20 protein-coding genes, 1 tRNA gene and 1 other annotated feature are annotated in these 23,444 nt (G+C 50.7%); of the genes, 7 read left to right on the plus strand and 14 right to left on the minus strand.

The genetic code is table 11. The annotated features are described in order from the left end of the window. Positions 1 to 792: 792 nt before the first annotated feature. Together M4D81_RS13580 and M4D81_RS13585 are read right to left on the minus strand one after the other, a co-directional pair. Positions 793 to 3,588, minus strand: coding sequence for a DEAD/DEAH box helicase family protein (locus tag M4D81_RS13580; protein ID WP_260066897.1), 2,796 nt, complete (start codon positions 3,586 to 3,588; stop codon positions 793 to 795). 176 nt (positions 3,589 to 3,764) lie between these two features. Then, positions 3,765 to 4,232: an acetyltransferase gene (locus tag M4D81_RS13585; protein WP_260066898.1), complete on the minus strand. Its 468-nt coding sequence runs from the start codon at positions 4,230 to 4,232 to the stop codon at positions 3,765 to 3,767. Positions 4,233 to 4,339: 107 nt separating this feature from the next. Between M4D81_RS13585 and M4D81_RS13590 the strand changes: the two genes are divergently transcribed. From M4D81_RS13590 to M4D81_RS13600, 3 genes are all read left to right on the plus strand, one after another. Then, positions 4,340 to 4,768 (plus strand): EamA family transporter, encoded by a 429-nt coding sequence (locus M4D81_RS13590; RefSeq protein ID WP_071223439.1) that lies wholly within the window; start codon positions 4,340 to 4,342, stop codon positions 4,766 to 4,768. 144 nt (positions 4,769 to 4,912) lie between these two features. Further along, positions 4,913 to 5,686 carry a class I SAM-dependent methyltransferase gene (locus tag M4D81_RS13595; protein WP_260066899.1) on the plus strand — a complete coding sequence of 258 codons (774 nt, stop codon included), beginning with the start codon at positions 4,913 to 4,915 and terminating at the stop codon, positions 5,684 to 5,686. A gap of 49 nt (positions 5,687 to 5,735) precedes the next feature. Next, positions 5,736 to 5,960: a binding site (T-box leader), on the plus strand. Positions 5,961 to 6,024: 64 nt separating this feature from the next. Beyond that, positions 6,025 to 7,887: an arginine--tRNA ligase gene (locus tag M4D81_RS13600; protein ID WP_260066900.1), complete on the plus strand. Its 1,863-nt coding sequence runs from the start codon at positions 6,025 to 6,027 to the stop codon at positions 7,885 to 7,887. 88 nt (positions 7,888 to 7,975) lie between these two features. On the opposite strand, the gene M4D81_RS13605 is transcribed toward M4D81_RS13600, so the two are convergent. The 3 genes from M4D81_RS13605 to M4D81_RS13615 form a co-directional block, all read right to left on the minus strand. Further along, positions 7,976 to 8,416: a hypothetical protein gene (locus M4D81_RS13605; protein WP_260066901.1), complete on the minus strand. Its 441-nt coding sequence runs from the start codon at positions 8,414 to 8,416 to the stop codon at positions 7,976 to 7,978. 62 nt (positions 8,417 to 8,478) lie between these two features. Further along, positions 8,479 to 8,676 carry a GNAT family N-acetyltransferase gene (locus M4D81_RS13610; RefSeq protein WP_311200660.1) on the minus strand — a complete coding sequence of 66 codons (198 nt, stop codon included), beginning with the start codon at positions 8,674 to 8,676 and terminating at the stop codon, positions 8,479 to 8,481. Between the two features lie 462 nt (positions 8,677 to 9,138). Continuing rightward, positions 9,139 to 9,212, minus strand: a tRNA-Arg gene (locus tag M4D81_RS13615). 158 nt (positions 9,213 to 9,370) lie between these two features. On the opposite strand from M4D81_RS13615, the gene M4D81_RS13620 reads away from it, so the two are divergent. Continuing rightward, positions 9,371 to 9,667 (plus strand): magnetosome magnetite crystal formation protein family, encoded by a 297-nt coding sequence (locus M4D81_RS13620; protein ID WP_194541457.1) that lies wholly within the window; start codon positions 9,371 to 9,373, stop codon positions 9,665 to 9,667. Positions 9,668 to 9,758: 91 nt separating this feature from the next. On the opposite strand, the gene M4D81_RS13625 is transcribed toward M4D81_RS13620, so the two are convergent. Next, positions 9,759 to 11,240 (minus strand): copper amine oxidase N-terminal domain-containing protein, encoded by a 1,482-nt coding sequence (locus M4D81_RS13625; RefSeq protein ID WP_260066902.1) that lies wholly within the window; start codon positions 11,238 to 11,240, stop codon positions 9,759 to 9,761. 325 nt (positions 11,241 to 11,565) lie between these two features. Beyond that, positions 11,566 to 12,129: an RNA polymerase sigma factor SigZ gene (sigZ, locus tag M4D81_RS13630; protein ID WP_260066903.1), complete on the minus strand. Its 564-nt coding sequence runs from the start codon at positions 12,127 to 12,129 to the stop codon at positions 11,566 to 11,568. A 112-nt stretch (positions 12,130 to 12,241) separates the two neighbouring features. On the opposite strand from sigZ, the gene M4D81_RS13635 reads away from it, so the two are divergent. After that, positions 12,242 to 13,267: an aldo/keto reductase gene (locus M4D81_RS13635; RefSeq protein ID WP_260066904.1), complete on the plus strand. Its 1,026-nt coding sequence runs from the start codon at positions 12,242 to 12,244 to the stop codon at positions 13,265 to 13,267. A gap of 105 nt (positions 13,268 to 13,372) precedes the next feature. Here the strand turns inward: M4D81_RS13635 and M4D81_RS13640 are convergent, their stop codons facing one another. Together M4D81_RS13640 and M4D81_RS13645 are read right to left on the minus strand one after the other, a co-directional pair. Beyond that, entirely contained in the window at positions 13,373 to 13,741 is a 369-nt protein-coding gene (locus tag M4D81_RS13640) for a hypothetical protein (protein WP_397376690.1), read from the minus strand. A 53-nt stretch (positions 13,742 to 13,794) separates the two neighbouring features. Continuing rightward, a complete protein-coding gene (locus M4D81_RS13645; protein WP_260066905.1) occupies positions 13,795 to 14,103 on the minus strand; it encodes a hypothetical protein in 309 nt (102 codons plus the stop codon). 162 nt (positions 14,104 to 14,265) lie between these two features. Here M4D81_RS13645 and asnB point away from each other — a divergent pair, with 162 nt between their 5' ends. After that, positions 14,266 to 16,110: an asparagine synthase (glutamine-hydrolyzing) gene (gene asnB, locus M4D81_RS13650; RefSeq protein ID WP_071223448.1), complete on the plus strand. Its 1,845-nt coding sequence runs from the start codon at positions 14,266 to 14,268 to the stop codon at positions 16,108 to 16,110. Positions 16,111 to 16,190: 80 nt separating this feature from the next. Here the strand turns inward: asnB and M4D81_RS13655 are convergent, their stop codons facing one another. The 3 genes from M4D81_RS13655 to M4D81_RS13665 all read right to left on the minus strand — a co-directional run bounded on the left by M4D81_RS13655 (position 16,191) and on the right by M4D81_RS13665 (position 18,754). After that, positions 16,191 to 16,820: an XTP/dITP diphosphatase gene (locus tag M4D81_RS13655; RefSeq protein ID WP_098742516.1), complete on the minus strand. Its 630-nt coding sequence runs from the start codon at positions 16,818 to 16,820 to the stop codon at positions 16,191 to 16,193. A 4-nt stretch (positions 16,821 to 16,824) separates the two neighbouring features. After that, positions 16,825 to 17,583 carry a ribonuclease PH gene (gene rph, locus M4D81_RS13660; RefSeq protein WP_015733982.1) on the minus strand — a complete coding sequence of 253 codons (759 nt, stop codon included), beginning with the start codon at positions 17,581 to 17,583 and terminating at the stop codon, positions 16,825 to 16,827. A 112-nt stretch (positions 17,584 to 17,695) separates the two neighbouring features. Then, positions 17,696 to 18,754 (minus strand): GerMN domain-containing protein, encoded by a 1,059-nt coding sequence (locus M4D81_RS13665; RefSeq protein ID WP_260066906.1) that lies wholly within the window; start codon positions 18,752 to 18,754, stop codon positions 17,696 to 17,698. Positions 18,755 to 18,921: 167 nt separating this feature from the next. On the opposite strand from M4D81_RS13665, the gene M4D81_RS13670 reads away from it, so the two are divergent. Next, positions 18,922 to 19,485, plus strand: a complete 564-nt coding sequence (locus tag M4D81_RS13670; protein ID WP_071223452.1) for a phosphatidylglycerophosphatase A family protein — start codon at positions 18,922 to 18,924, stop codon at positions 19,483 to 19,485. Positions 19,486 to 19,853: 368 nt separating this feature from the next. Here the strand turns inward: M4D81_RS13670 and M4D81_RS13675 are convergent, their stop codons facing one another. Continuing rightward, complete coding sequence (locus M4D81_RS13675) at positions 19,854 to 22,298, minus strand: glycogen/starch/alpha-glucan phosphorylase (RefSeq protein WP_260066907.1); 2,445 nt, start codon at positions 22,296 to 22,298, stop codon at positions 19,854 to 19,856. Positions 22,299 to 22,336: 38 nt separating this feature from the next. Then, entirely contained in the window at positions 22,337 to 23,440 is a 1,104-nt protein-coding gene (gene glgD / locus M4D81_RS13680) for a glucose-1-phosphate adenylyltransferase subunit GlgD (RefSeq protein WP_071223454.1), read from the minus strand. Positions 23,441 to 23,444: the final 4 nt, after the last annotated feature.

Raw genomic sequence — 23,444 nt, forward strand, 5'->3', positions numbered from 1 at the left:
TTTCTCGACAGCCTGACACCGTCTTATGACGGTGTTTTTTTTGTGTCCGTGAGGATGAGAACCCCTGATAGGGGTTCGTCGGAGCCTACGCTTCGGGAGGAATACTTCGCAGTCGGCCTGAAAGGCCGCATCCCTTCTGGGTCACAATGGGCATATGAACTCGATAGCAGTTACTAAAACATCCCACACGAAACACAAACTCTAACGGACCGTAGGTTCGTTATTTCTGATAATACGGCCTAATTTAGAATTTAACGGACACCACAGCCGTTATTTCGCTATTTCATAGGCAAATTACCCTCATTTTTCCTAAATAACGGACTTCAGGTCCGTTACCAAACCTGTAAGAGCGTTTTCCCAGCAAATAACGGACCCTGTGTCCGTTAAAACAACGCATACCCGCCACTTACTCTTAGGGTGGCTTCGCAGTCGGCCTGAAGGGCTGTATCCCTTCCGGGACGTAAACAGGCACCGCCCCATGGGGTGGTGCTTTTGTGTCTAAGGGGATATGAACCCCAAAGTCGATCCTAAAACACCCCACACGAAACACAAACTCTAACGGACCGTAGGTTCGTTATTTCTGATAAAACGGTCCAATTTAGAATTTAACGGACACCTCAGCCGTTATTTCGCTATTTCATAGACAAATTGCCCTCATTTTTCCTAAATAACGGACTTCAGGTCCGTTACCAAACCTGTAAGAGCGTTTTCCCCGCAAATAACGGACCCTGTGTCCGTTAAAACAACGCATACCCGCCACTTGCTCAATAAGCTTCTGCGAACAGTCCTGTCCTATCGCCAAGCACTGACCCGCTCCGATTTCTTCACGAAAATGGAAGACAATGCTCTCGCTCGCGCGGTCAGAAGTATTTTCCTTCCTTCGGGGGTGCGAGTATAGACCAGTTCGGCAGGGCCGATATGCTTGCGCCACAGCTGGGCAAACCGTTCCGCGTGTTCTTTGCGGCGACCGATTTCCTCCGGCACGGCATGGTAATCCCGTTTCTTCAGAAACCAGCTTCGCGATTCGCGGTATAGAAGATAACGCGGGTTATCGATCGGGTCCAGCACCTGCTGCAGCGAATCCAAAAAGAGTGTTTTTTCCTGAGTGGTTCCGTCCATCAGCCAACACGTGACGGTTCCCCCCACTTCCTCCGCTTTCAATCGATGAAGGCTTGGCACAGATTCGACCAGCTTCATATCGAACAGGGCCGTATAAACGACGAGACCAACCTCACGGATACTTCGCTCCAGCGACTGATGCCGCGCCAGCATTTTGATGGCTTTATATACCCATGGGCTTGATACGAGTAAGGCAACGGCAACCGGGATTAGTATATTGAACCAGGCCGGCGCGTCCGATTGGAACAAACGCGGAGACGTTAACGTCTCGCTGAAGGAACCCAATCCCAGACCAACGGCGAACAGGAGTACGGCTTTCACCGTATGAGAAAATACGACAGGCCTAGGGATGCTCTCTCGATCCGCCGTCAGTTCTTCCGTCATGGAGCTGTGAAGGGCAATCGCCGAATCCCAACGCCCCTTCAGAAGATGCCGCTGCTTCGCACGCTCCAATGTGTCGCGGTTATAATCGTTAATGCTGTCTGCGGTTTGTCTTTTCCGAAGATCAAGGCCCATGCGCTCCAAGCCCGACTCTATGGTCTGGTGCGAGATCGATAAACCTACGAGAGATCGAAATCTGCGGGCAAGCGAGCCCAAATCTTCGCCGCCGCCGCTCTTGGCTGTATCTATGCAGGCCAGATGCCAGATCGCTCCGGTTTTATCGGGATTCCCGCGCTGCGCCCGAATCGCCCGCCCTCTCATCTGGTTGGACAGCATGAACGAACCGACATATGATGCCATGACCAAGGAATTGATTCCGGGGGCATCCCACCCCTCACCCAGAAGAGCCGCCGTACCAACCAGCACCCGGATTTCTCCCTCCGAAAACACTTCCGTTATGATTGCGACGATAGCCGAGCGATTCGCATCACGAACATCAATCGTTATATAGCGGCTGTCGTGAGCAAGCGGGCGCTCCGATAAGTGAAGACCTCGCCGAACGGCACAAACCCTGGCTAAAGGCACAGCCTTTGCCGGCAGCACAACAAAGGAGCCGGTCAGAATTCCGATAGGCAGCTCATGCTCGCTGTGCGAACTGTTTTTCTCAGCCAGTTGCCTCCTGATTAACTCGAAAATGGGGACAACGCCGAGCCGATGAAGCGGCTTCTCGTCAGCTGCATCCTTCGGCAGGTCCTCCTTACGGATATAATCGGTCAAAATCACCATCCGCAAGTTCTCCCCCAGCATGGAACGCTCGAAATCAAGAATACGGCCGATGCCGTGTAATTTCGAAACGCTCTGGACCAGCATTTTGTCAAATGCCGGCGTAGAACGCATATAAACCCTTCGACGTTCAATCATGCCCATTCGGCTGAGCCTCTTTTGTAAACCCTTTAACTCCGGCAGCTCACGATCCATATGCGGATCCTTATACAGCATGCCACTAAGGAGTTCCTCCAACCACTCTTCCAAAAAATCGGGCGTTTCCTTCTCCTTCATTCCGAGCAGCTTCACCGCTTCCTTCCAGATGGGCTGATTGGCGGCACGCAGATAAAGCACCATGCTGGAGTAATACTCGGGCGAGGATAATATTTCTTCGGTATACGTTTCGGATTGCGTAATCCAAGGATGATTGACAATCAAATCCGCCAGGAACTTATCCCGGATCAGCTCGTCCTTAACCTGGGCTGCCTGCAGCCGAAACTCCCGGAGTTTAGCTGCCTCCTCTTGAGTAGGCGTGGTTAAACTTATGTAATCCTGATGCGGGCACAACTCACCATGACGGACCAGCTCCGGGACGCTAATCTCTTCGTCGATGGGACCGCAAAGCTCGATATACCGCTGCCATTCCCTTGGATTAACATCATATGGCGGTGTGGCAGTAAGGGCAATCTTCGTCGGCTGGCCCAGCATTTCGCACAGCTGCATAGCACTTTGCCACCAAGACATCCGGAGATGATGCGCCTCGTCAAAAATGACTGTATGATAACCCCGTTGCTTCAACAACTCCAAGGTTTCTTGAGCCTCGGTACCGTTCGTGATATCATCCTCGCCAGCGCTATCTATCACCTCCGCCTCAGAAGCTTCCATGACCATTTCGGGATCCCTGTTGTTCTCATCTTCAACCTGATGGGCATGCTCTATCTCCGCCGTGCCTTTCTTCCTCACAGAAGTTTGCTCCCCAGCATTACTAAGCAGGCTATGAAGGGCTTGATAGGTCGTAATCGTTACCAATGCCGGTCGCTTGAGCGAGGTAGAGATCCATTCGGGCTGTTCTTGATCGTCTAGGAATAATTCCACAAACCGGCTCGCCCATTGCTGCTTGATGGTGAGTGTGGGGGCCAGGATGATCGTCGGCCGGTTAATGCGCAGCATGATTTCCAGTCCAAGAACGGTCTTCCCCGAACCCGGCGGCGCCACCAAATGCAGATGCCGATTCTTCAGATGATGCTCCAGCCCGTGAAGCACCCTTTTCTGATAGGAGCGCCACGGATAACGAAACGACAGATTACTCGGAAAAAATTTCATGGATTCCTCCAGTTTAGATGCACCTCTTTCTTCTTCGGTGTGTATAGGAAAAACGTCTATCGACGTAAGTCCACAGAAGACAGACTGCGTGTAAAGGATGTTTTTCTTGATTATCGATTGGGTTCAGCTGCGCTGGAAACTTATAAATTCGATAATGTAAAATAGTGATCCATGACCTACTGTAATTCCATGTGAATAAGCGGAAACGGCTTCCCGGAGCCGTCCAGCTCGGAGCGGCCGATTTGCACGAAGCCGTATTTTTTATAAAAATCATGGGCCATGGGGTTCTGTTCATTCACATCGACTTGCAGCCTCCGCCCCTTGAGCTGTTCGGCATGCCGGATCAGCTTCGTTCCCGTGCCTAAGCCGTGATGGAGGGGATCCACAAACAGCATTTCGATTTTGGCGCCATCCAGCCCCATAAATCCAATCGGTTCCTGTTCGGTATTCAAGCAGACCCAGATTTCTACGGCTCTCAGCGCTCCATTTTGCATCATCTCATAATAAAACCGGATATCTTCCTCCGTCAGGAAATCATGCGTTTGGGATACGGCACGAAGCCATATTTCCACCAGCCGATCATGATACTCTTCTGTATAAGGCGCTATATGTAACACCACTTCATCCAGTCCCTTCCAAATCATTCGATCTCATCGATATTCATGATAATGTGTAAATTGCTCTATACTATTATAGTGGAATTCGGTACATTAATCAGAGACTTTATCTTTGTCAGGAAGGAGAGAACAACATGCCGTTATGGCTTATATATGCATTGCTGTCGGCGGTCACGGCGGCTCTTGTCGCCATTTTCGGAAAAATAGGCCTGCAAAACATCGATGCCAATTCGGCAACGGCGATCCGCTCTGTCATTATGGCCCTGTTTCTGCTGGGAGTCGTGGGGGTTCAGGGCAAATTCTCGGAACTCGGTGACATTCTGGTTCAGAAGAAAGCCTTAAGCTTCATTGTGCTCAGCGGCATTGCTGGGGCATTGTCCTGGCTGTTTTATTTTCTTGCGCTAAAATACGGCAAAGTATCGCAGGTAGGACCTATCGATAAATTGAGCGTTGTCATCGCGGTCATTCTGGCTTTTGTGTTTCTTGGAGAAAAGATATCCTGGATTAACGCAGCCGGCGTTGCACTCATTGCCGTTGGCGCTCTTCTGGTTGCCGTTAAGTAAGGTTCTACTTAAAACCGCTGCTCAGCGGCTTTTTGTTCGTTCATTTATTGTTAAAACCTATCAATATTATCACATTTATATATTTCTAATTATAAGATAAACATGTCACAATGAGGATAATTCATGGGTGAGGGAGTTGTTGTTATGTCAGAGCAAGTATGGAAAGCGCACGATTATGATCGGCAGTTATCGTTTGTCTCGGCTTATGGAAAAGACGTAGTAGAGCTTCTTGCGCCCCAACCCGGAGAACGGATTCTTGATCTCGGCTGTGGAACCGGTGATTTGGCAAATGAAATATCTGCTTCGGGTGCACATGTAACCGGCATGGATGATTCGGCCGAGATGATTGAGCGCGCCAAAAGCAAATACCCCGGGCTTACGTTTCTGACCGGAGACGGCGAGAACTTCGACACCGAATCACCGTATGATGCCGTCTTCTCCAATGCCGCCCTGCATTGGATGAGGGATGCTTGTGGTGTGGTACGCTCCGTCTATGGCGCACTCAAGCCCGGTGGCCGATTCGTAGCGGAGTTTGGAGGCAAGGGGAATATCGACGGAATTTACCAAGCTTTGAAAACGGTATTCGCCGACCATTATGGAATGGATGCCGACACCCGAAATCCGTGGTATTTTCCCAGCTTGGGCCAATATACGACCTTGCTTGAATCCCATGGGTTCCGGGTGCATATCGCCCATCACTTCGACCGTCCCACGAAGCTGCCTGAGGGCAAGGATGGCGTGAAGTATTGGCTGCTACATTTTGGCGATCGTTTCTTTGCTGGATTCTCGGCTCAAGAGAAGGACGAAGCCATTGCCCGTATCAGCCAAGCTGCACAGGCGACGCTCTGGCGTGAGGATGCATTTTATGCAGATTACAAACGCCTGCGAGTCTTTGCAGAGAAGGTTTCAGAATTTTAGGGTTGATTTTCTAAATAGAATGGTTAATAATATGAAAAACTTGAACATGTGATTTTCGTTGATTGGGAGAGTAACTGCACTTGACTTTAGTCCAAGCGAGCCGGGAGGGTGGAAACCGGTACAAAGTCGGCGGTGAAACGGACCCAGGAGATGGTCTTCCGAAATGAAATATCGTAGGAAGCCCCGGCTTACACCGTTATCGTATCAAGGTGGTTAAACCCTCTGTGGTTTAACAACAAGAGTGGTACCGCGAGCACAAGTCCTCGTCTCTTTAGGAGATGAGGGCTTTTTTTGATTTTTCTGACGTGTTTTGTTTATTTTTCAAAGGGGGATTTAACGTGTTAAGTCATTTGATTACTTCGAGCCTTCAGCAAGCTGTAAACCAGGTGTGTGAAGATATGGGCGTCCAACTGCCCGATTCTACTCCAATCCAGATTGAGCAGCCTGCCAGCATGGAGCATGGGGACTATGCCACCAACATTGCGATGCAGCTTGCGAAGCTGCTTCGTAAAGCTCCGCTGCATATTGCCGAGCTGATTCAAGCCGAGCTTGAGCAGGATACGACCTATAAACAGCTTGTCTATGCCACGGAGATTGTTGCCCCAGGTTTTATGAATCTGCGTATCGATTGGGAATATTGGGCTGGTCATCACTTTGAATTACCTCCGGCAACGAACGAGAAGATTGTCATTGAGCATACTTCCATCAATCCGAACAAGTCCGCCCATATCGGCCATCTAAGAAACTCCTGTATCGGTGATACGCTGGTCAGGCTGATGAGGAAGCTTGGTTACGAGGTGGAGGTTCATAATTATATCGACGACCTTGGCAATCAACTAGCAGATACGGTCGTCGGGATGCTCCACACGCCGCTGTCAAAGGAACATGCCCGGTTCGGCGATTACTGCTGGGACGTGTATTCAAGTACCAATAAGGCCTACGAAAGGGAGCCCGGGCTGGTCCAGCATCGGACCGAGGTTCTGCACGCACTGGAAGAGGGTAACCAGAATCTGTCCTGGATCGGACTGCTCGTTGCCGAGAGAATTGTCAAAGAGCATCTTGAAGAAATGAAGCAGTTCGGCATTGACTATGATCTGCTTGTGTGGGAGAGCAGCATTGTCAGAGAGGGGTTCTGGGCGTCCGCTTTCGAGCTGTTGAAGAACACGCCGCTCTTCCATCAAGAAACCGAGGGCAAACTTGCAGGCTGCTGGGTGCTCAAGCAAACAGGAACGGAAACCGTGGACGGTCCGGAGTCAGACCACAGCATGGATAAAGTGCTCGTGCGCTCCAATGGCATCCTGACATACACCGCCAAAGACATCGCCTATCACTTGTGGAAATACGGTGTGCTCTCCAACGATTTTGTATATAAAAAATTCACACACGAGGTTTGGACGACGAGCACTCATGGCGAGCAGCTCTCTTTCGGCAAAGCAGACATGGTCATCAACGTCATTGATTACAGGCAGCAGTACCCGCAGGCGATGGTGAAGCAGGCGCTGGAAAGCTTGGGATTCCATAAAGAGGCCGACAAGCTCCGTCATGTCAGCTACGGCGTCGTTTCGTTAAGCCCTTCCGCCGCTTCGGATCTCGGCATCGATACTTCCGACGGGAAAGCATCCTACGCGATGTCCGGACGTCAGGGGATCGGAATTAAAATCACCGAGCTTATCCATCAAGTTGCCAAGGTCATCGAAGACACCCGTTCCGATAAAAACGGTTTGTCCAGTCATACGATCGCAGCCGCCTCCATCCGTTACTATCTGCTTCGTTTTGCACTGCAAACCGAAGTGGTCTTCGATCTGAAGCAGGCCACTGAAATATCAGGAAATACGGGGGTATACCTGCTCTACTCCTACGCGCGTGCACTCAGCGTGCTCAATAAAGCGCAAGAAGCGGGTGTTTCGCCGTCGGTGCCTGCCCGGTTCCCAGCCATGGAAAAAGCGGAGCATGCGCTCCTTCGCCATATCAGCACCTGGCATGATACCCTGTACGCCGCCGGCCGGGATCTATCTCCAAGCGCCATCTGCAACTTTACTTATGAGCTGTGCTCCTTGTTCAACAATTTTTATTCGGCATGCCCAATTCTGAAATCGGCGGATGAAGTGCTCCGGTTCCGCGTATGGCTCACTTCCTTATTTAAAAACACTCTTGGAGAAGCACTGGATGTACTGGGACTGCCCACGCCAAGCCGGATGTAAATCTCCCTCTAACGAGATTAACGAATGACGCTGCACTAAAAAAGCCACCGTACGATTCATGTTGAATACGTACGGTGGCTATCATATATTACTGCAATCCTCTGACGGTCAGTCTGACCTGGACGGCATCTGTTGCAGGCTCTTCTTGCAGGGTCCAGTTGACGGCCAGCGCTTCCTTCAAGCGAGCGACCTGCTCCTCCTGGAGCTTCAGCCCCTCAATAATGCCTTCACCTACACTAAAATCAGATTCTGAGCTGATGTGGAAGGCTTCCTCCAGCCAGATCTTCAACCCGTTGCGGGTATTAAACGTCATTTTGTACCCCTCGGTAACGGCCTTCTCTAAATCTTCCCCATGTTCTTTTGCATAAGAGAACAATTCCTCATAGTGAAAATGACCATTGTTCGCGACTTGGAATCTCTCGACCTCACCCGAGCGCACAGCCTCCAGCAGCTCGGAGGTAGTTAGCCCCGATTTTTTGGCATGCTCCAATAAAATGGCGGTATTCTGTGAGATTTTCGTAAGCTGCATGCTCGACGCCTCCTCAATATGTATCGTAAAATACTTTTTTCTTCTATTATAAGACGAAACCGCTAGGATGTCAGACACTTCTCAAAACATAAGCTATATTCGCTCCCGATGTATTCACCGAACGGTTCAATCTGGGCATACCCCAGCTTCTTATAAAAATGAACGGATTCCTCCTGCGGCTCGCCTGTTTCCAGGCGCGAAAAACGATAACCCCGATTCTTCGCTTGCTCTTCCAGATAGAGCAGAATCCGAGAGGCTATTCCTCACCCTCACGGGACATTCTCGTCCCAGTCGGGGTACGGCCCTTCAGGCCGACTGCAATGTAATCCTTACGAAGCATAAGCTCCGACGAACCCTATTTGGGGTTCTCGTCCCAGTCGGGGTACGGCCTTCCAGGCCGACTGCGATGTAATCCTAACGAAGCTTATGCGCAGGCGTAACCCCATTGGGGGTTCATCACCCTCACGGGACGTTCTCGTCCCAGTCGGGGTACGGCCCTTCAGGCCGACTGCGATGTAATCCTAACGAAGCTTATGCGCAGGCGTAACCCCTTTTTGGGGTTCTCATCCTCACGGGACATTCTCGTCCCAGTCGGGATACGGCCCTTCAGGCCGACTGCGAAGTAATCCTAACGAAGCTTATCCTCCGACGAACCCCTTTGGGGTTCATCACCCTTCTGGAATACGCAAAGAAGCTGCCAATCATGGCAGCTTCTCTTTTTACGTCCCAGAAGGGATTCGAACCCCTGACCGACGGCTTAGAAGGCCGTTGCTCTATCCAGCTGAGCTACTGGGACAAATATGTATGAAAATCTTTTAAACAGTAACGAAGTATATTATATCGCATCTTTTGTATTTTTCAAAGAACTTTTTTCAAAATGGTCCGGAACAGAATCAGGAGCGGGCTTACTGGGTAATATGAATATCATGAAAATGACTCCAGGAGCGTGATATCATGAGACAGCTTTTATCCTCTTTATCGTATTTCAGCATCTTCTTTGCCCCCTTCATCCTTCCTGTCATCGTCTGGATTTTCTCCCCGGACGCCTATGTAGCCAAGCACGCCCGTCGCGCCCTGTTCTCGCACCTGTTCCCCATTATCGCTGCGATCCCTTTAATCTACATGGCCGTAACCGCAGGGTCCTTCGGTTCCGTCATTGGATACCTGATCCTGTTCGGCATCATCTACTTCGGGGCTTTTGTTTATAATGTGATCATGGGCATTCAAGTCCTGAGGGAGTACGCTTACTGATCATATTTAAAAAGGACCATGCGCTTAATTGCATGGTCCTTCTTGTGTTAATTCGTTGTGTTATACGTTTAACCGCATGGTCCTTCTTGTGTTATTTCGTTGTAATCAGCACCATTTTTTCATTGCCGTCCCACTTCACTTCACAGCCCAGCGCGGATGCCACGAAACGCAGCGGCACCATCGTGGTGCCTTTTACCATCCGCGGCGCCGAATCCAGTGCTACATTTTTTCCGTTAACGACCGCTTGCTTGGAGCCCATCTTCAGCTTGATCTGGGTAGATCCTTTGCTGGAAGATACGCTTTGCGTCTTTTGATCCCATTTGACCGAGGCATCGAGGGATTCGAAGATCGGACGCATTGGGACAAGAACGCTTCCCCCTACCATGACCGGTGACTGTGCATAGGATTGGAGTTGGCCGTTGATTTTGATGCGAATCGGCGCTTCTCCGATTTGTTTGCCGGACTGATCATAATATTTAAGCTTTACGCTTTTTACTCGTGTATCGTAATCAATGCGCAGGGTCGTCGTTTCATTGGCCGTCATGAACATGGAATCCGTATCCGTCCCCAAAGAGCGTCCCTTTGCATCATACGCCGTTGATTTCACGGTAATTCGTTGGGACACATCCCCGTTCTCCACACCGATCGTAACAACAAGCTTATTATTGATCGTCGTTCTGCCCTCGGCTATGATTTTCGGAGTCTGACTATTTCCTGTGAGGAACACCTTGAGATCGCTGACCGCTTTGCCAGCTTCCAGCTCAGCCTGGAAAGTCGCGATTTCGTTAGATGAAAGGTATCCCGAGGTTGTATTGACTTCCAAAACCTTGCCGCTACCGTTGCTGCCGACAACAATGACTCCGGCTTGCCCGCCTTTATTCCGGTTCTGAATCGAGCCGGTCACGACAAGCTTTCCGTTCTCCAGGCGGCTGCCCGTTTGAAGCAGCTTCACGGCATCTTCAACCGGATCGATAACGGATACCTTTACGCTTTTGATCAGTTTGGCTGCCTTCAGCTGTACGATGAACGTACCGACATCACTGCCGCCAAAGTAGCTGTCCGCCGATGTCACTTCAACCGCTTTACCGGAAGCATCATAACCTACCGCGAGCATGCCCACGTTGTGCCCGACCGTAGAATTCTGCACGACACCCGACACGTTAATCACGCCGTTATTCGTATAGTAACCTGAAGCCAGCAGCTGTGCCTGATCGCCGGCCGGTCCTGCAGGAATGACTTCCACCCGCTTAACGCTGCTGCCGCTATCCAGATCCACCTCATTTGTACCGATTTCATCACTCATCATATATTCGGAATCACCGACAACCTCAAGCGCTTTACCGTTTTCATCATAACCCACGACATAGAATCCCGCTTCCGCACCGGTTCCTCCGTTGCGAATATCCGCTGTCACGCGCATCTTGCCGTTCACCAGCTCATGCGTGGACTCTAGAACCGTTACGCTCTGCACGGTATCCGCGTATACCGGCACTTGGACAGAGCCCAATGTAATCGACAATGCCAGGATTCCCGCTCCCCACAGCTTAACCATATGTTTATTCCATCTACCCAATTTCAATCTCCCCTTGTCTAATATGTTAGAAGTGACGCTAATCCAACATTATAGGGAGGATTCTTCAGTAATCATATAGAGGAAAAGCCCTATTTGCATCTCTTTCATAATCAAGAGTCCCGCATGGTCCATACTCCCTACTGAAGCGAAATCGGAATCGACAAGAATCCTATCTTTTATCGACATCTTTTGCAGAACTGCGTAAAACTCCTTTGTCCTATATAGGAATATCATCATTGTTATAGCCACGGGAAGAACATATACGCTTCGGGGTGATTCCCATTGTGATACATCATAATAAAAAGCTTGGTGAACGCACCAAGCTTTATTTTTTGGCCTTTTTTCTTACCGGCTGCGGCTCATCGTACACGATCCGAAAATCCACGATGTTCCCGTATGCATCCGATTCGATATGACAGCAGCCCGTCAGCAGCTCTTTCATCATCTCTCTCCCGCGCTGTACTCTTGATTTAGCGCCGGAGTAGGATATTCCCAAATGCTCGCTTAATTCCTTTTGCGACATCCCTCTATATTCGGTCAATTCAAGAGCTTCCCGATATTTATCAGGCAAGCATGGCAGCACGGACTGAAAACAGGCAATCACTTCCTGATCATAATCAATCTCTGCATATTCATCGACAACAGACAGCTGTTCCGGCAGCTCTTCACCTGAACGAGTCTTCCGGTAATGATCCACGATGCTGTTGCGAGCTATTTGAAATATCCAGGAGCCCCGTTTCTCCTCATCCTTTAAATCTGAGATATGGATGTGGACCTTCATAAATACATTCTGTACAATATCATCCACATCAGCGCGCTCACGAATCCTAGTCATGACAAACCTTTTAACAGGCTCATGGTACTCCGTCCAAATGGCGACTGCATCCATCTGAAAGCTCACCCCCGGCATTTTCCAAAAATAATTCGATTGATTTTTGCGTCCATTCCAACTGACCAGCGTCTCCCTTAGTGTAAACCAAATCATAGGAGGCTGGAAAGAGATGAAATACAATTTACTCGGTAATACAGGTGTGCTGGTATCAGAGATCGGGCTCGGCACGATGACGTTTGGCGGAGGAGCGAAGTGGGGAATGTTCGGCACGCTGGATGATAAGGAAGCAGGATATCTTGTAGATCAGGCCTTGGATGCGGGTGTCAATTTCTTTGATACAGCCAATGCCTACGCCGAAGGCCGCTCTGAAGAGATTCTTGGTAAAACACTGAAATCCAAGCGACATCAAGCGCTGATTGCTACGAAGGTTCGTGCGCGCACGGGTCCGGGCCCCAACGATATTGGACTGTCGCGGCTGCACATCATTCGTCAGGTGGAAGAAAGCCTTAAACGCCTGGACACCGATTATATCGATCTATATCAAATTCATAACCCGGATCAATTAACCGATTGGGAGGAAACACTCCGTGCACTGGATGACCTTGTCCGAAGCGGAAAAGTCCGGTACATTGGCAACTCCAATATGACCGGTTGGGAAATCATGAAAACCCGCGGCATCTCCACTATGCACGGTCTTCATGCATTCAAAAGCAGCCAATCGTATTATTCACTCGCCGCAAGGGATATCGAAAGAGAGATTATCCCTGCCCTAAAGGATCAACATATGGGTTTAATCGTCTGGAGCCCGTTAGCAGGCGGGTTCTTGACCGGAAAATATACGCGTGAACATCGGGGAAGCTCCGAGGACCGCCATGCCAAATTGGCTTTTCCGCCGATTGATACGGAGCGGGTGTACCCGATTCTTGATGTGCTTCAAGATATCGCGCAAGCTCATGAGGCAACTGTCGCCCAAATTGCTCTTGCGTGGCTCCTTCATCAACAAGCGGTCACCACAGTTATCGTCGGTGCTAAGCGTACTGACCAACTGCAAGATAATTTGGGAGCGAGCGGGTTGATTCTGAATGAAGCCGAACTTTCTCGACTGGATGAAGTAAGCCGTCTGCCTGTTGAATATCCGGGATGGCCTTTTATGGAGCTGGACGAGGATATCATTCGAAAGCATGGACAGAACTGAGTTTTTTACAATGGGGAATGCTGGTATGGCGGCATTGCCCTTACGCATACAAAAAGAGATCTGCCGATGAGCATCGGACAGATCTCTTCTTTCTTTTTTATATCTCTAAAAATATTGGGGGCCTTCGCTGAGCCGCTGGTTCAGCTGCTCATATAGCTGGCCTGTAGAAAGCAGCTGCTGCTTGAATGCATCCCGATCTTCCTCCGCGGTGGATTGAACGGTGCTCTCGAACGCTTCGTCCGTGGCATCGACAAATGCATCATGCATGCTGTTGTCGAACCAATCCACCTCCATGCTGGCGTTGCTGCGGACAATTTTCACCAGCTCATAACCTCCCAGCGGGGAAGATGGCGTCAGATAAGCCAGCAATGCACTTTCTCCTTCCGCTGCGGGGTAGACCTCAACCTCAGCGCAAGGAACGCCATTCACTTCCGTAATCCGCCGGATTTTTGCATCTCTGATTGCATACATCATACATTCTCCTTCATCACGATGTGCAGGGACTGCACGATCCGTATAGTTTTCAGTCAGTCGGAGAGCAATCGCAGCTCTTCCATTTGCTGGCGCGTGGCCGGTGTTCCTAATTGGTAGATGGTCCGGTACACCTTGTCCAAGGAGGATTGAAACAGGGCATTGGAGCTTTGTTGCGGCGTATCCGGCCAAGGAAACAAGTACCCCGTCATTTCTTCGTCCTTCTCCTGCATCATGTCCAGCTCAATCCGAACTTGGTCCGCCTCTTCCGGCGTTGCTTCGATCTCCCATTCATAAGCGCTCGCTCCCTGTTCGGTCAACACGGAGCGGCTCTGGACGGAAACGTAGTAGGTCGACTTATTCATGGACGCATCTCTCCTTCTCTTTGATATTCGTCCTCTTTCTTAGTTTTCGTAAAAGGACAGACATTTTATGCCTTCCTTCGGCATATATCTGTATCACTTTGGCGACGTAGGATTAAAAAGATGGGACAGCGTATGACAAAGACAAAGAGAGGATGAACCGTCATGTGCGGAATAACCGGTTTTATACAATGGAGCGGCGATTTGACGCAGGATTCGCAGCTGCTGGTAAAAATGACAGAAAGTTTGGCTCACCGCGGACCTGACGGATCCGGCACCTGGATTTCCAACCCGTGCGCATTCGGTCACCGAAGACTCAGCGTGATCGACCCCGAAAATGGCGCCCAGCCGATGATCATTCATCGGGAAGAGGAAGTCTATGCCATTGTATATAACGGGGAATTATATAATGCTGCGGAGCTTAAAGACGAATTGGTACGACGCGGTCATCGTTTCAATACCAAATGCGACACGGAAGTTTTGTTAGTCTCTTATGTCGAATGGGGTCCCGATTGTCTGGAACGCCTCAATGGCATATTTGCATTCGCGATTTGGGACAGCGTGCGGGAACAAGTATTTTTGGCTAGGGACCGGGTGGGGGTAAAGCCCCTGTTCTACAGTTACATTGACGGAACGCTCGTATTCGGATCGGAACCGAAAGCATTGCTTCAGCATCCGAAGGTGGAGCCTGTGGTCGGGTCCGAGGGGCTTGCGGAAGTGTTTATCATCGGTCCGGCGCGAACCCCAGGACATGGTGTCTACAAGGATATCGCAGAGCTTCGCCCTGGAATGGCGATGATCTTTAACCGGGAAGGATTGCGCAAGTATACCTACTGGAAGCTGGAAAGCAAGCCCCATGAGGATGATGCGGATCAGACGGCAAGCTACTTACGCGATCTTCTGCGGGACACCGTTGAACGTCAGCTGGTATCCGATGTACCGGTCTGCTCCCTGTTATCCGGCGGTCTTGATTCCAGTGCGCTCTCCTCGCTCGCCGTCGATTACTACAAACGGACGGGCCAAGGACAAGTGCACACCTACTCCGTCGATTATGTGGACAACAACAAACATTTTAAATCCCATTCCTTCCAGCCGGGCGCGGATGCGCCATGGATCAAACGGATGCACGAGGAGCTGGGCACGGACCACCATTGGATTGAATTCGACACGCCCGAACTGGTCGAAGCGCTGGATGTCTCCACTCAGAAGCGGGACCTCCCGGGCATGGCGGACGTGGACGCCTCCCTTCTCCTCTTCTGCCGTGAGATTAAAAAAGGCGCGACCGTCGCCATATCCGGTGAAGCCGCTGATGAAATATTCGGCGGTTACCCTTGGTTTCACCGGGAAGAAATGCTGAATTCCGGTACTTTCCCATGGTCTGTCGCCCCGGATATGAGAGCCGGGCTGCTGTCTGACGAGATTCGGGACTGGATCAAACCGCTGGAATACCTCGGAGACCGTTATGCCGATGCGGTAGCCGAAGTGCCGAAGCTGGACGGGGAGACCGGGCAGCAGGCCAAAATGCGGGTCATGTCCTATCTCAATATCACCCGCTTCATGCCAACGCTCCTCGATCGCAAGGACCGGATGAGCATGGGCGTTGGGCTGGAGGTCCGCGTTCCCTATACCGATCATCGCCTGATCGATTATGTGTGGAATATTCCTTGGAGCATCAAAACGACAGGCGACCGTGAAAAAGGCATTCTGCGCAAAGCCCTTGAAGGTGTGCTTCCCGACGATGTCCTGTACCGTAAAAAAAGCCCGTATCCCAAAACTCACAATCCGAACTATCTGGCAGCCGTCAAAGCGCAGGTGCTGTCCATTCTGGACGATCCTTCTTCGCCGCTGCTTCCGCTCATCGATACGGCACGGATCCGGGAATTGGCTTCTTCGCCGGATGCTTCCTCCAATCTCCCTTGGTTCGGTCAATTGATGTCCGGACCGCAGCTGTTCGCCTACCTGGCCCAGGTGCATTTCTGGCTCAAAGAGTATAACGTATCCATACGTTAAGTTCTTATTGTTTACGAAAAATCAAAGAAACCATACCCGCAATAGCCGGTATGGTTTCTTTTTATAGTATTACTATTCAATTATCGTGCCTGCAGGTCCGCTACAAGCTTGCGCAGCGCTTTGCCCCGATGGCTGATCTCCTGCTTCTCCTCTAGGGAAAGCTCGGCCATCGTCTTCTCATGGCTTGGCAGGTAGAACAGCGGATCATATCCAAACCCGCCTTTTCCGGACGGATCCGACGTGATCCAGCCTTCAACACTCCCTTCAGCCTCAAGCTTTTCTCCCGAGACCGGATCATACAGCACCAGCACACAGACAAATCGGGCCGGACTCAGCAAGGGCTGCTCCGTATCCTCACCGAGCCTTAATTGTTCCAGCTCACCGAGCAGCTTCTCGTTGTTGTCCTCATCCGCGCCGTGCTCGCCGGCATACCTGGCGGAATAAACGCCGGGCGCACCATTCAGCGCATCCACGCACAATCCCGAATCATCGGCCAGAACAGGCAATCCCAGTGCGTCGCCAACCGCCTTGGCTTTTTTAAATGCATTGGCTGCGAATGTGGCTCCATCCTCAACGACATCCGGCAGATCAGGGTAATCGTACATGCTCTTGACCTCCGTACCGAAAGCAGCAAAAGCATGCGCAAATTCCTTGACTTTCCCCTGATTGCGGGTAGCTACGATTAGCGTGTCTCCAAGTGTCAATGTCATGGGATTATACTCCAGTACTCGCATTCACGGAACCGATTTTTGCTGCAATCGGGCCAAGCGCCTCTTGCTGACGTTCGATCAGCTCGCGGATTCCCTGTTCCCCGAGCTCCAGGATCTGATCCAGCTCCTCACGAGAGAACGGGCTTTCTTCGCCGGTTCCCTGAACCTCAACGAATTTGCCGCTTCCGGTCATGACCAGATTCATGTCCACCTTCGCTTTGGAATCCTCTTCATAATTCAGATCCAGCAGCGCCTGTCCGCCTGCAATGCCTACGCTAATGGAGGCCAGGTAGTCCGTAATCGGAAATACCGCTAGTTTATGTTGTTCTGCAATTTTATTTACCGCTATGGCTAAAGCTACAAATGCTCCTGTAATGGAGGTGGTCCGCGTTCCGCCATCCGCCTGGATTACATCGCAGTCCAGCGTAATTGTCCGCTCGCCAAGAGCATGCAGATTCACAACAGACCTAAGCGCTCTGCCGATCAATCGCTGAATTTCCATCGTCCGGCCACTGAGTTTACCGCGATTGGCTTCCCGTTGGTTGCGGGATTGTGTTGCGCGCGGCAGCATGGAGTACTCAGCCGTCACCCAGCCCTTTCCTTGTCCTTTCAGAAACGGGGGAACCTTCTCATCCACGGTCGCCGTAATCAGCACCTTGGTGTCTCCCATCTCGATGTACACGGAGCCTTCCGCATATTTATTCACATGGGTCGATAAATTCATCGGTCGAAGCTCATCGCTCTTACGTCCGTTAGATCTCATGTTTTCTGCCTCCTACTTCTTATCGCAATCCTGATTAGCATTCCCTATTCTACCAAAGTGCAGGCACAAAAGCACCTTTTCCGGCGCATATTTCAAAGATGGCCGTGAAGGGTCAGATCGAAATTTCGTTAATGAACTCCGGACGGCTGACAGGCTCGCTGTAATTACGGCTATCCGTTCCAACCACCTCGGAGAGATCGTTCATTCGAATTTTGACCTTCGCATCATCCGAATTCTCGGCTACGGTTAGCACGACGGCCTGCAGCAGCTCGGTTGGAACCTGCTCTCCCTGCTCAAACATGCTGTCCTGAAGTGATACGGTAACAGCGCCGTCCTCTCCTTCTTCGACCGATGCAACGGTGGTATCGTCCGGGATGACCTCGACAAGCCCATCACCGTAATGCGGCCCCCGGATCAGTTCGTTCAAAGCAGCCTTAACCGCATCCTGTCCAGTCGGAACAAGTCTGGTAACAGGTACATAATACTGAATGCCGTCTGGCGTCACTGAAGAGAAATAGACGGTAACCGGCGAAGAGGAAGTGTACAATGCGTCATCCGCCTTTTGAAGGTTGATCCCCATTGCTCGTGAAAGCGGACGGTCCAGCGGCGTGTGATTGACCGGCATTTCCGTTAGTTTGACTCCATCCACCCATACCTGCATCGATTCGATCCCTTCATGTCCCGTCAGCGTCCACGTCAACGCCTCCAAGATTCTTCGTTCATCTGCCGCTTGATATTCCGTAAACGATTTATTGAATTCAACAACGGCCAATTTGCTCTCCGGATCGACCGTCACATTATGGATCTGCGTACCTGCAGGCAATACCGCCTGGAAACCCTGTGGAACATAGCCAGCATAGCGGCCTCCGTTCACAAGCACTTCAAGAGATTCTTTCACGGCGCTTGCACCTTCTACCTTCGGAATACCCAAGGTTACAGGTGCCAGCATTCCCCGCGCATCCGAAAGATAAACCGTTGTCTGCGTGCCAATGTCACCTTGTGCCGCTGTGGATCCGGCCGTGTTCAGCATTTGCTTCTCCACTTGCGCAGGCGGCGGGTCAATCGCCTCCGATTGCTTCCCGGAAAATACGCCGCAGCCGGACAAGACGATCGGAACAGCAAGCAGCCCGGCGGCGGAAAGCCTGCGAAGATTACGTTTACTACGTTTCATGTATTGTTCCTCCCTAACATTTTTTTGTACAGGTTGTACTCCTATGTATACGAGCCCTTTCCAAAAAAATAACTCTCAGTTTTGCCCTTTCTGGACAAAGGGGGGGTGGAAAAAGTACAATCGTCGTATGCATCTTCATCAACCACGAAAATGAGGTGAGTTCCATCATGGCAGAAAACGATTCAAATATTCCATACAGTCTGAACAGCAAGAAGGTAGCGGATGCGACACGGAGCCTGCTGCATAAGCGTGGAATCAAGTTGGAGGAAATCGCGGAACTGGTGATGATCCTTCAGAATAAATACTACCCGAATTTGACCATGGACGAGTGCATGGAGAACGTGGATGCCGTACTCAGCAAACGCGAAGTCCAAAACGCCGTATTAACCGGAATTCAACTAGATATTTTGGCGGAGGAAGGCAATCTCATATCCCCGCTTCAAGAAATGCTGGCCAATGACGAAGGGTTATACGGCGTGGATGAAGTCCTGGCATTTTCCATTGTTAACGTATATGGAAGCATCGGCTTCACCAACTACGGGTATATCGACAAGCTTAAACCCGGCATTCTTGAGCAATTGAATGATAAATCAAGCGGCCGTGTACATACCTTCCTCGACGATATCGTCGGCGCGGTTGCCGCAGCCGCCAGCAGCCGGATCGCCCATCGCAAGCAAGCGGAGCGTGAGATCGAGTTGTACGGCACAACCGAAGAGCTTCCAAAAGAATAAAACGCCTCATAAAAAGAAGATTCGCTCAACATGCGAATCTTCTTTTTTTCTGCCTACCAGCAGGAAACAGCTCACCGGACGGGAGCTATCCAAGCCGAGAGTAGGTAATTTCAAAGAATTATAGACGAATGCAGATAGAAAGCATACCTCTTTACGGGCCGGAACAATGAGTTTCTTCTATAATAAGAAGCCTCCTCTCACCTATGAAAAAACGGGCTGTCCAATCACGTAAATCGGTAAATCTATCTAGTCATTTTTGAAAAGATCCATCATATGATATGATGAAGAACATTCCAATAGAGCACCTATGGAAACCCCGCCAAGCCTATGGCGGGGTCCTTTTTTTTGAAGAATGTGATAGAGATAGATTACCGGTTCGCACCAACCATAACAGGAGAAACATTCCAGATGTCGGATGCATAACGGTGAATCGTGTTATCGCTGGAGAAATGTCCGGAGTGGGCCATATTTATTATCGATTTCTCGGTCCAGGCTCCGGTATTCAAATAAGCACGATCGATCTCCGACTGGGTTGCCACATAACTGGCAAAGTCCGCTAATACAAAAAACTCATCGTTATGATCAAGCAGGGACTGGAGAATCTGACCAAACTCCAACTCGTGACAGCAGAAAGGTCCTGAAGATATTAACTGATTCAGCACACGGGCGATTCTGGGATCCTGCTCATACCGCTCCCTGGATACATAAGCTCCCGTCCTGTAATACTCAAGCACTTCCTCCAGCTTCAATCCGAACAGGAACATATTCTCATGGCCAAGCAGCTCGAACATCTCCACATTAGCCCCATCCAGCGTGCCGATGGTCAAAGCGCCGTTCAACATGAACTTCATGTTTCCCGTGCCGGATGCCTCCTTGCCAGCCGTGGAAATTTGCTCGCTTACATCAGCTGCGGGGATAATCTTCTCCGCCAGAGACACCGAATAGTTCTCCAGGAACAGCACCTGGAGTTTGTCATTGACCTGCGGATCCTTATTCACGACTTCGGCAACGACATTAATGAGTTTGATGATGCTTTTGGCCAGATAATAACCCGGCGCTGCCTTCGCCCCAAAAATGACGGTACGGGGAACGCGATCCGCGCTTGGCTGATCCTTAATCTCGTTATACGCGTGCATCACCCGTAATATATTCAGCAATTGCCGTTTATAGCCGTGCAGCCGCTTCACGTGAACATCGAATATGGAATCGGGATTAATCACAATCCCTTGCTTATTCGCGATGTAATCGGCAAGCCGTTCTTTATTGTTCTGTTTGATCCGCTGAATCCCCTGCTGAAAGGCGGAATCGGTCTTCAGCCCCTTGAGCTGAATTAATTGATGCGGATCCGTGATCCATGAATCGCCGATACCATCGCATATCACTTGACTCAGGCCGGGGTTGCTGTGCATCAACCAGCGCCGGTGGGTAATCCCGTTGGTTTTGTTGCTGAATCGCTCCGGATACAGCTCATAATGCGGTTTCATGACCTGTGTCTTAAGCAGTTCCGTGTGCAGCCCCGCCACGCCGTTTACATGATAGCTGCCCACAATTGCCAGATTGGCCATGCGGATCTGGTCGCTTTCAATGATGGCAAGCTGCGATATGCGCTCATGGTCGCCAGGATAGCGTTCCAGCAGCATGCCGCAGAACCGCTTATTGATCTCTTCGATTATCATGTAAATGCGCGGCAGCAGCTCACGAACCATGCCGGCCGGCCATTTCTCCAAAGCTTCGCTAAGCAGCGTGTGGTTTGTGTAGGAAACGGTCCGGCTCGTGATGTCCCAGGCTTCCTCCCAACCGAAACCCTTATCGTCAATAAGAATCCGCATCAGCTCCGGAATCACCAAGGTCGGATGCGTATCATTGATATGAATGGCCACATGCTCGGGCAGCTCATGATAGGACCGTCCCAGCTTGTCGAACGTCCTGAGAATGCTCTGAACGCCCGCGGAACAGAGAAAGTACTGCTGCTTCAGCCGGAGAAGCTTGCCTTCGTAAGCCGAATCATCCGGGTACAAAAACTCCGATATCGATTCGACCGAACGGTTATATTCCAAAAATTTATAATAGCTGTTGTGATGATGAGCCGAACGGATTCTGGATATATCCGAAGCGGACTCGGCGCTCCACAATCGCAGCGTGTTCACCTGCCCCTCACCGTACCCGATCACCGGAACGTCGTAAGGTACCGCCAGAACCCGCTCATAATCCATCGTGTGAAACACGGTTCGCCCCTCCTGCACATCCACCTCCACGCGGCCCCAAAAGCGCACTTCCACCGCCTTGTCAGCCCGCCGTTCTTCCCAGACGTTGCCCCGCTGAAGCCAGTTGTCCGGCAGCTCGACTTGGTGGCCATCAATAATCTTCTGTTCAAACAATCCGTACTTATACCGGATTCCGCACCCGTGGCCTGCATAGCTTAGTGATGCCAACGAATCGAGAAAACATGCCGCTAGACGTCCGAGCCCCCCGTTGCCGAGTCCTGCATCCGGTTCCTGCTCCTCAATCTCATCCAAATTCCACCCGAGGTCCAAAAGGCCGCTGCGGACCATATCCAGCACACCCAGGTTCAGCAGATTGTTTCCCATTAACCGCCCGATCAAAAATTCTAGCGAGAAATAATATACCTGCTTCTGCCCGGTCTCCCGGTATATCCGATTGGCGGCCGCCCATTCCCGTCCAACATACTCCCGGATCATGCCGCCGAGTGTTTTGTAAACATCCTCAGCTGTCGCTTCCTCAAGTCCCTTCCCCAACCGACTCACCAACTGCTCCGTAAAGACCTGCTTGAATGTTTCCTTGTTGTTAAACAAAAGAAAGTTCCTCCTGACGGATTCGAATTATTTTGTGATCAAATCGAGATGTCCTTGGCGATGACAAAAGGTTTGCGAAAATCCCCTTGAAGCTTATGATCCCGCGAGATCATCACATCTTTATCGAGTATGACGTTCTCCAGCCTCACATTCTCGCCAATGACGCATTTTTGCATGATGATGGAGTTATGGATGCTTGCGCCTCGTTTTACCTGTACTCCGCGAAACAGAATGCTATTCTTTACTTCCCCGTCGATCTGGCAGCCATTGGCCACCAGTGCGTTGCTCACATCGGCCGAATTCAAATATTTAGCGGGAACCTCATACTTGATCTTGGTGTGGACCGCCTGCTTGCGAAACAAGCTGTTATACGTTTTAGGATTCAGCAGGTTCATACTGGTACGATAATAGCTCTCAAGCGAATTGATCACCGCATGATAGCCGAGGTATTCATATCCCGCAATGTTCAGCTTGTGCCGGTTACGCATGATCGCGTCCCGGAAGAAATGGCTGCCCCCATGGGCGATGCAGTGGTCGGCCATCTCCAGAAACCGCGCTTTCTCCATCACAAACACCTCCATGTATACCGCATCATGCTTGTGATCGTAATGAATATCCTTGACCATGCCGTCCTCATCGACATCGAGGCGAACACACGAACGGTGCTCTTCCCGTGGTGCAGTCACTTTTGTATAAACAAGCGTCACGTCGGCGCCCTGCTCCAAATGGTATTCGTATACCTCATTCAAATCGACGGTGCTTATATGCTGGCTGCCGGAATGCACGATATGCTTCGCGGATCCCCGCTCAAAAAAATCGAGATTGTTATAAATATGCCGCAGCTCGCCGGCGGACACATCGGCTTCATCGTTCCAATCCGGCGGAAGTATGAACAGGCCGCCCCGCTTACGATGCATATCCCAAGGCCTGCCTTCGCCCAGATGATCCATCAGGGACCGGTATTTCCTGCGAACAAACAGCGCAATATCCTCGATGCCCGCATGCATCATATTGGACATCACGAAGTCGATCAGGCGGTACCTCCCCGCAAAAGGCACAGCGGCCCCGCACCGGTAATACGTCAATTCACTCAATACATCCCGTTCATGCTCCAAATTAATAATACCCATGAGTTCTCTCATCTGC

Source organism: Paenibacillus sp. p3-SID867 (assembly GCF_025142895.1).
GTDB lineage: Bacteria > Bacillota > Bacilli > Paenibacillales > Paenibacillaceae > Paenibacillus_AQ.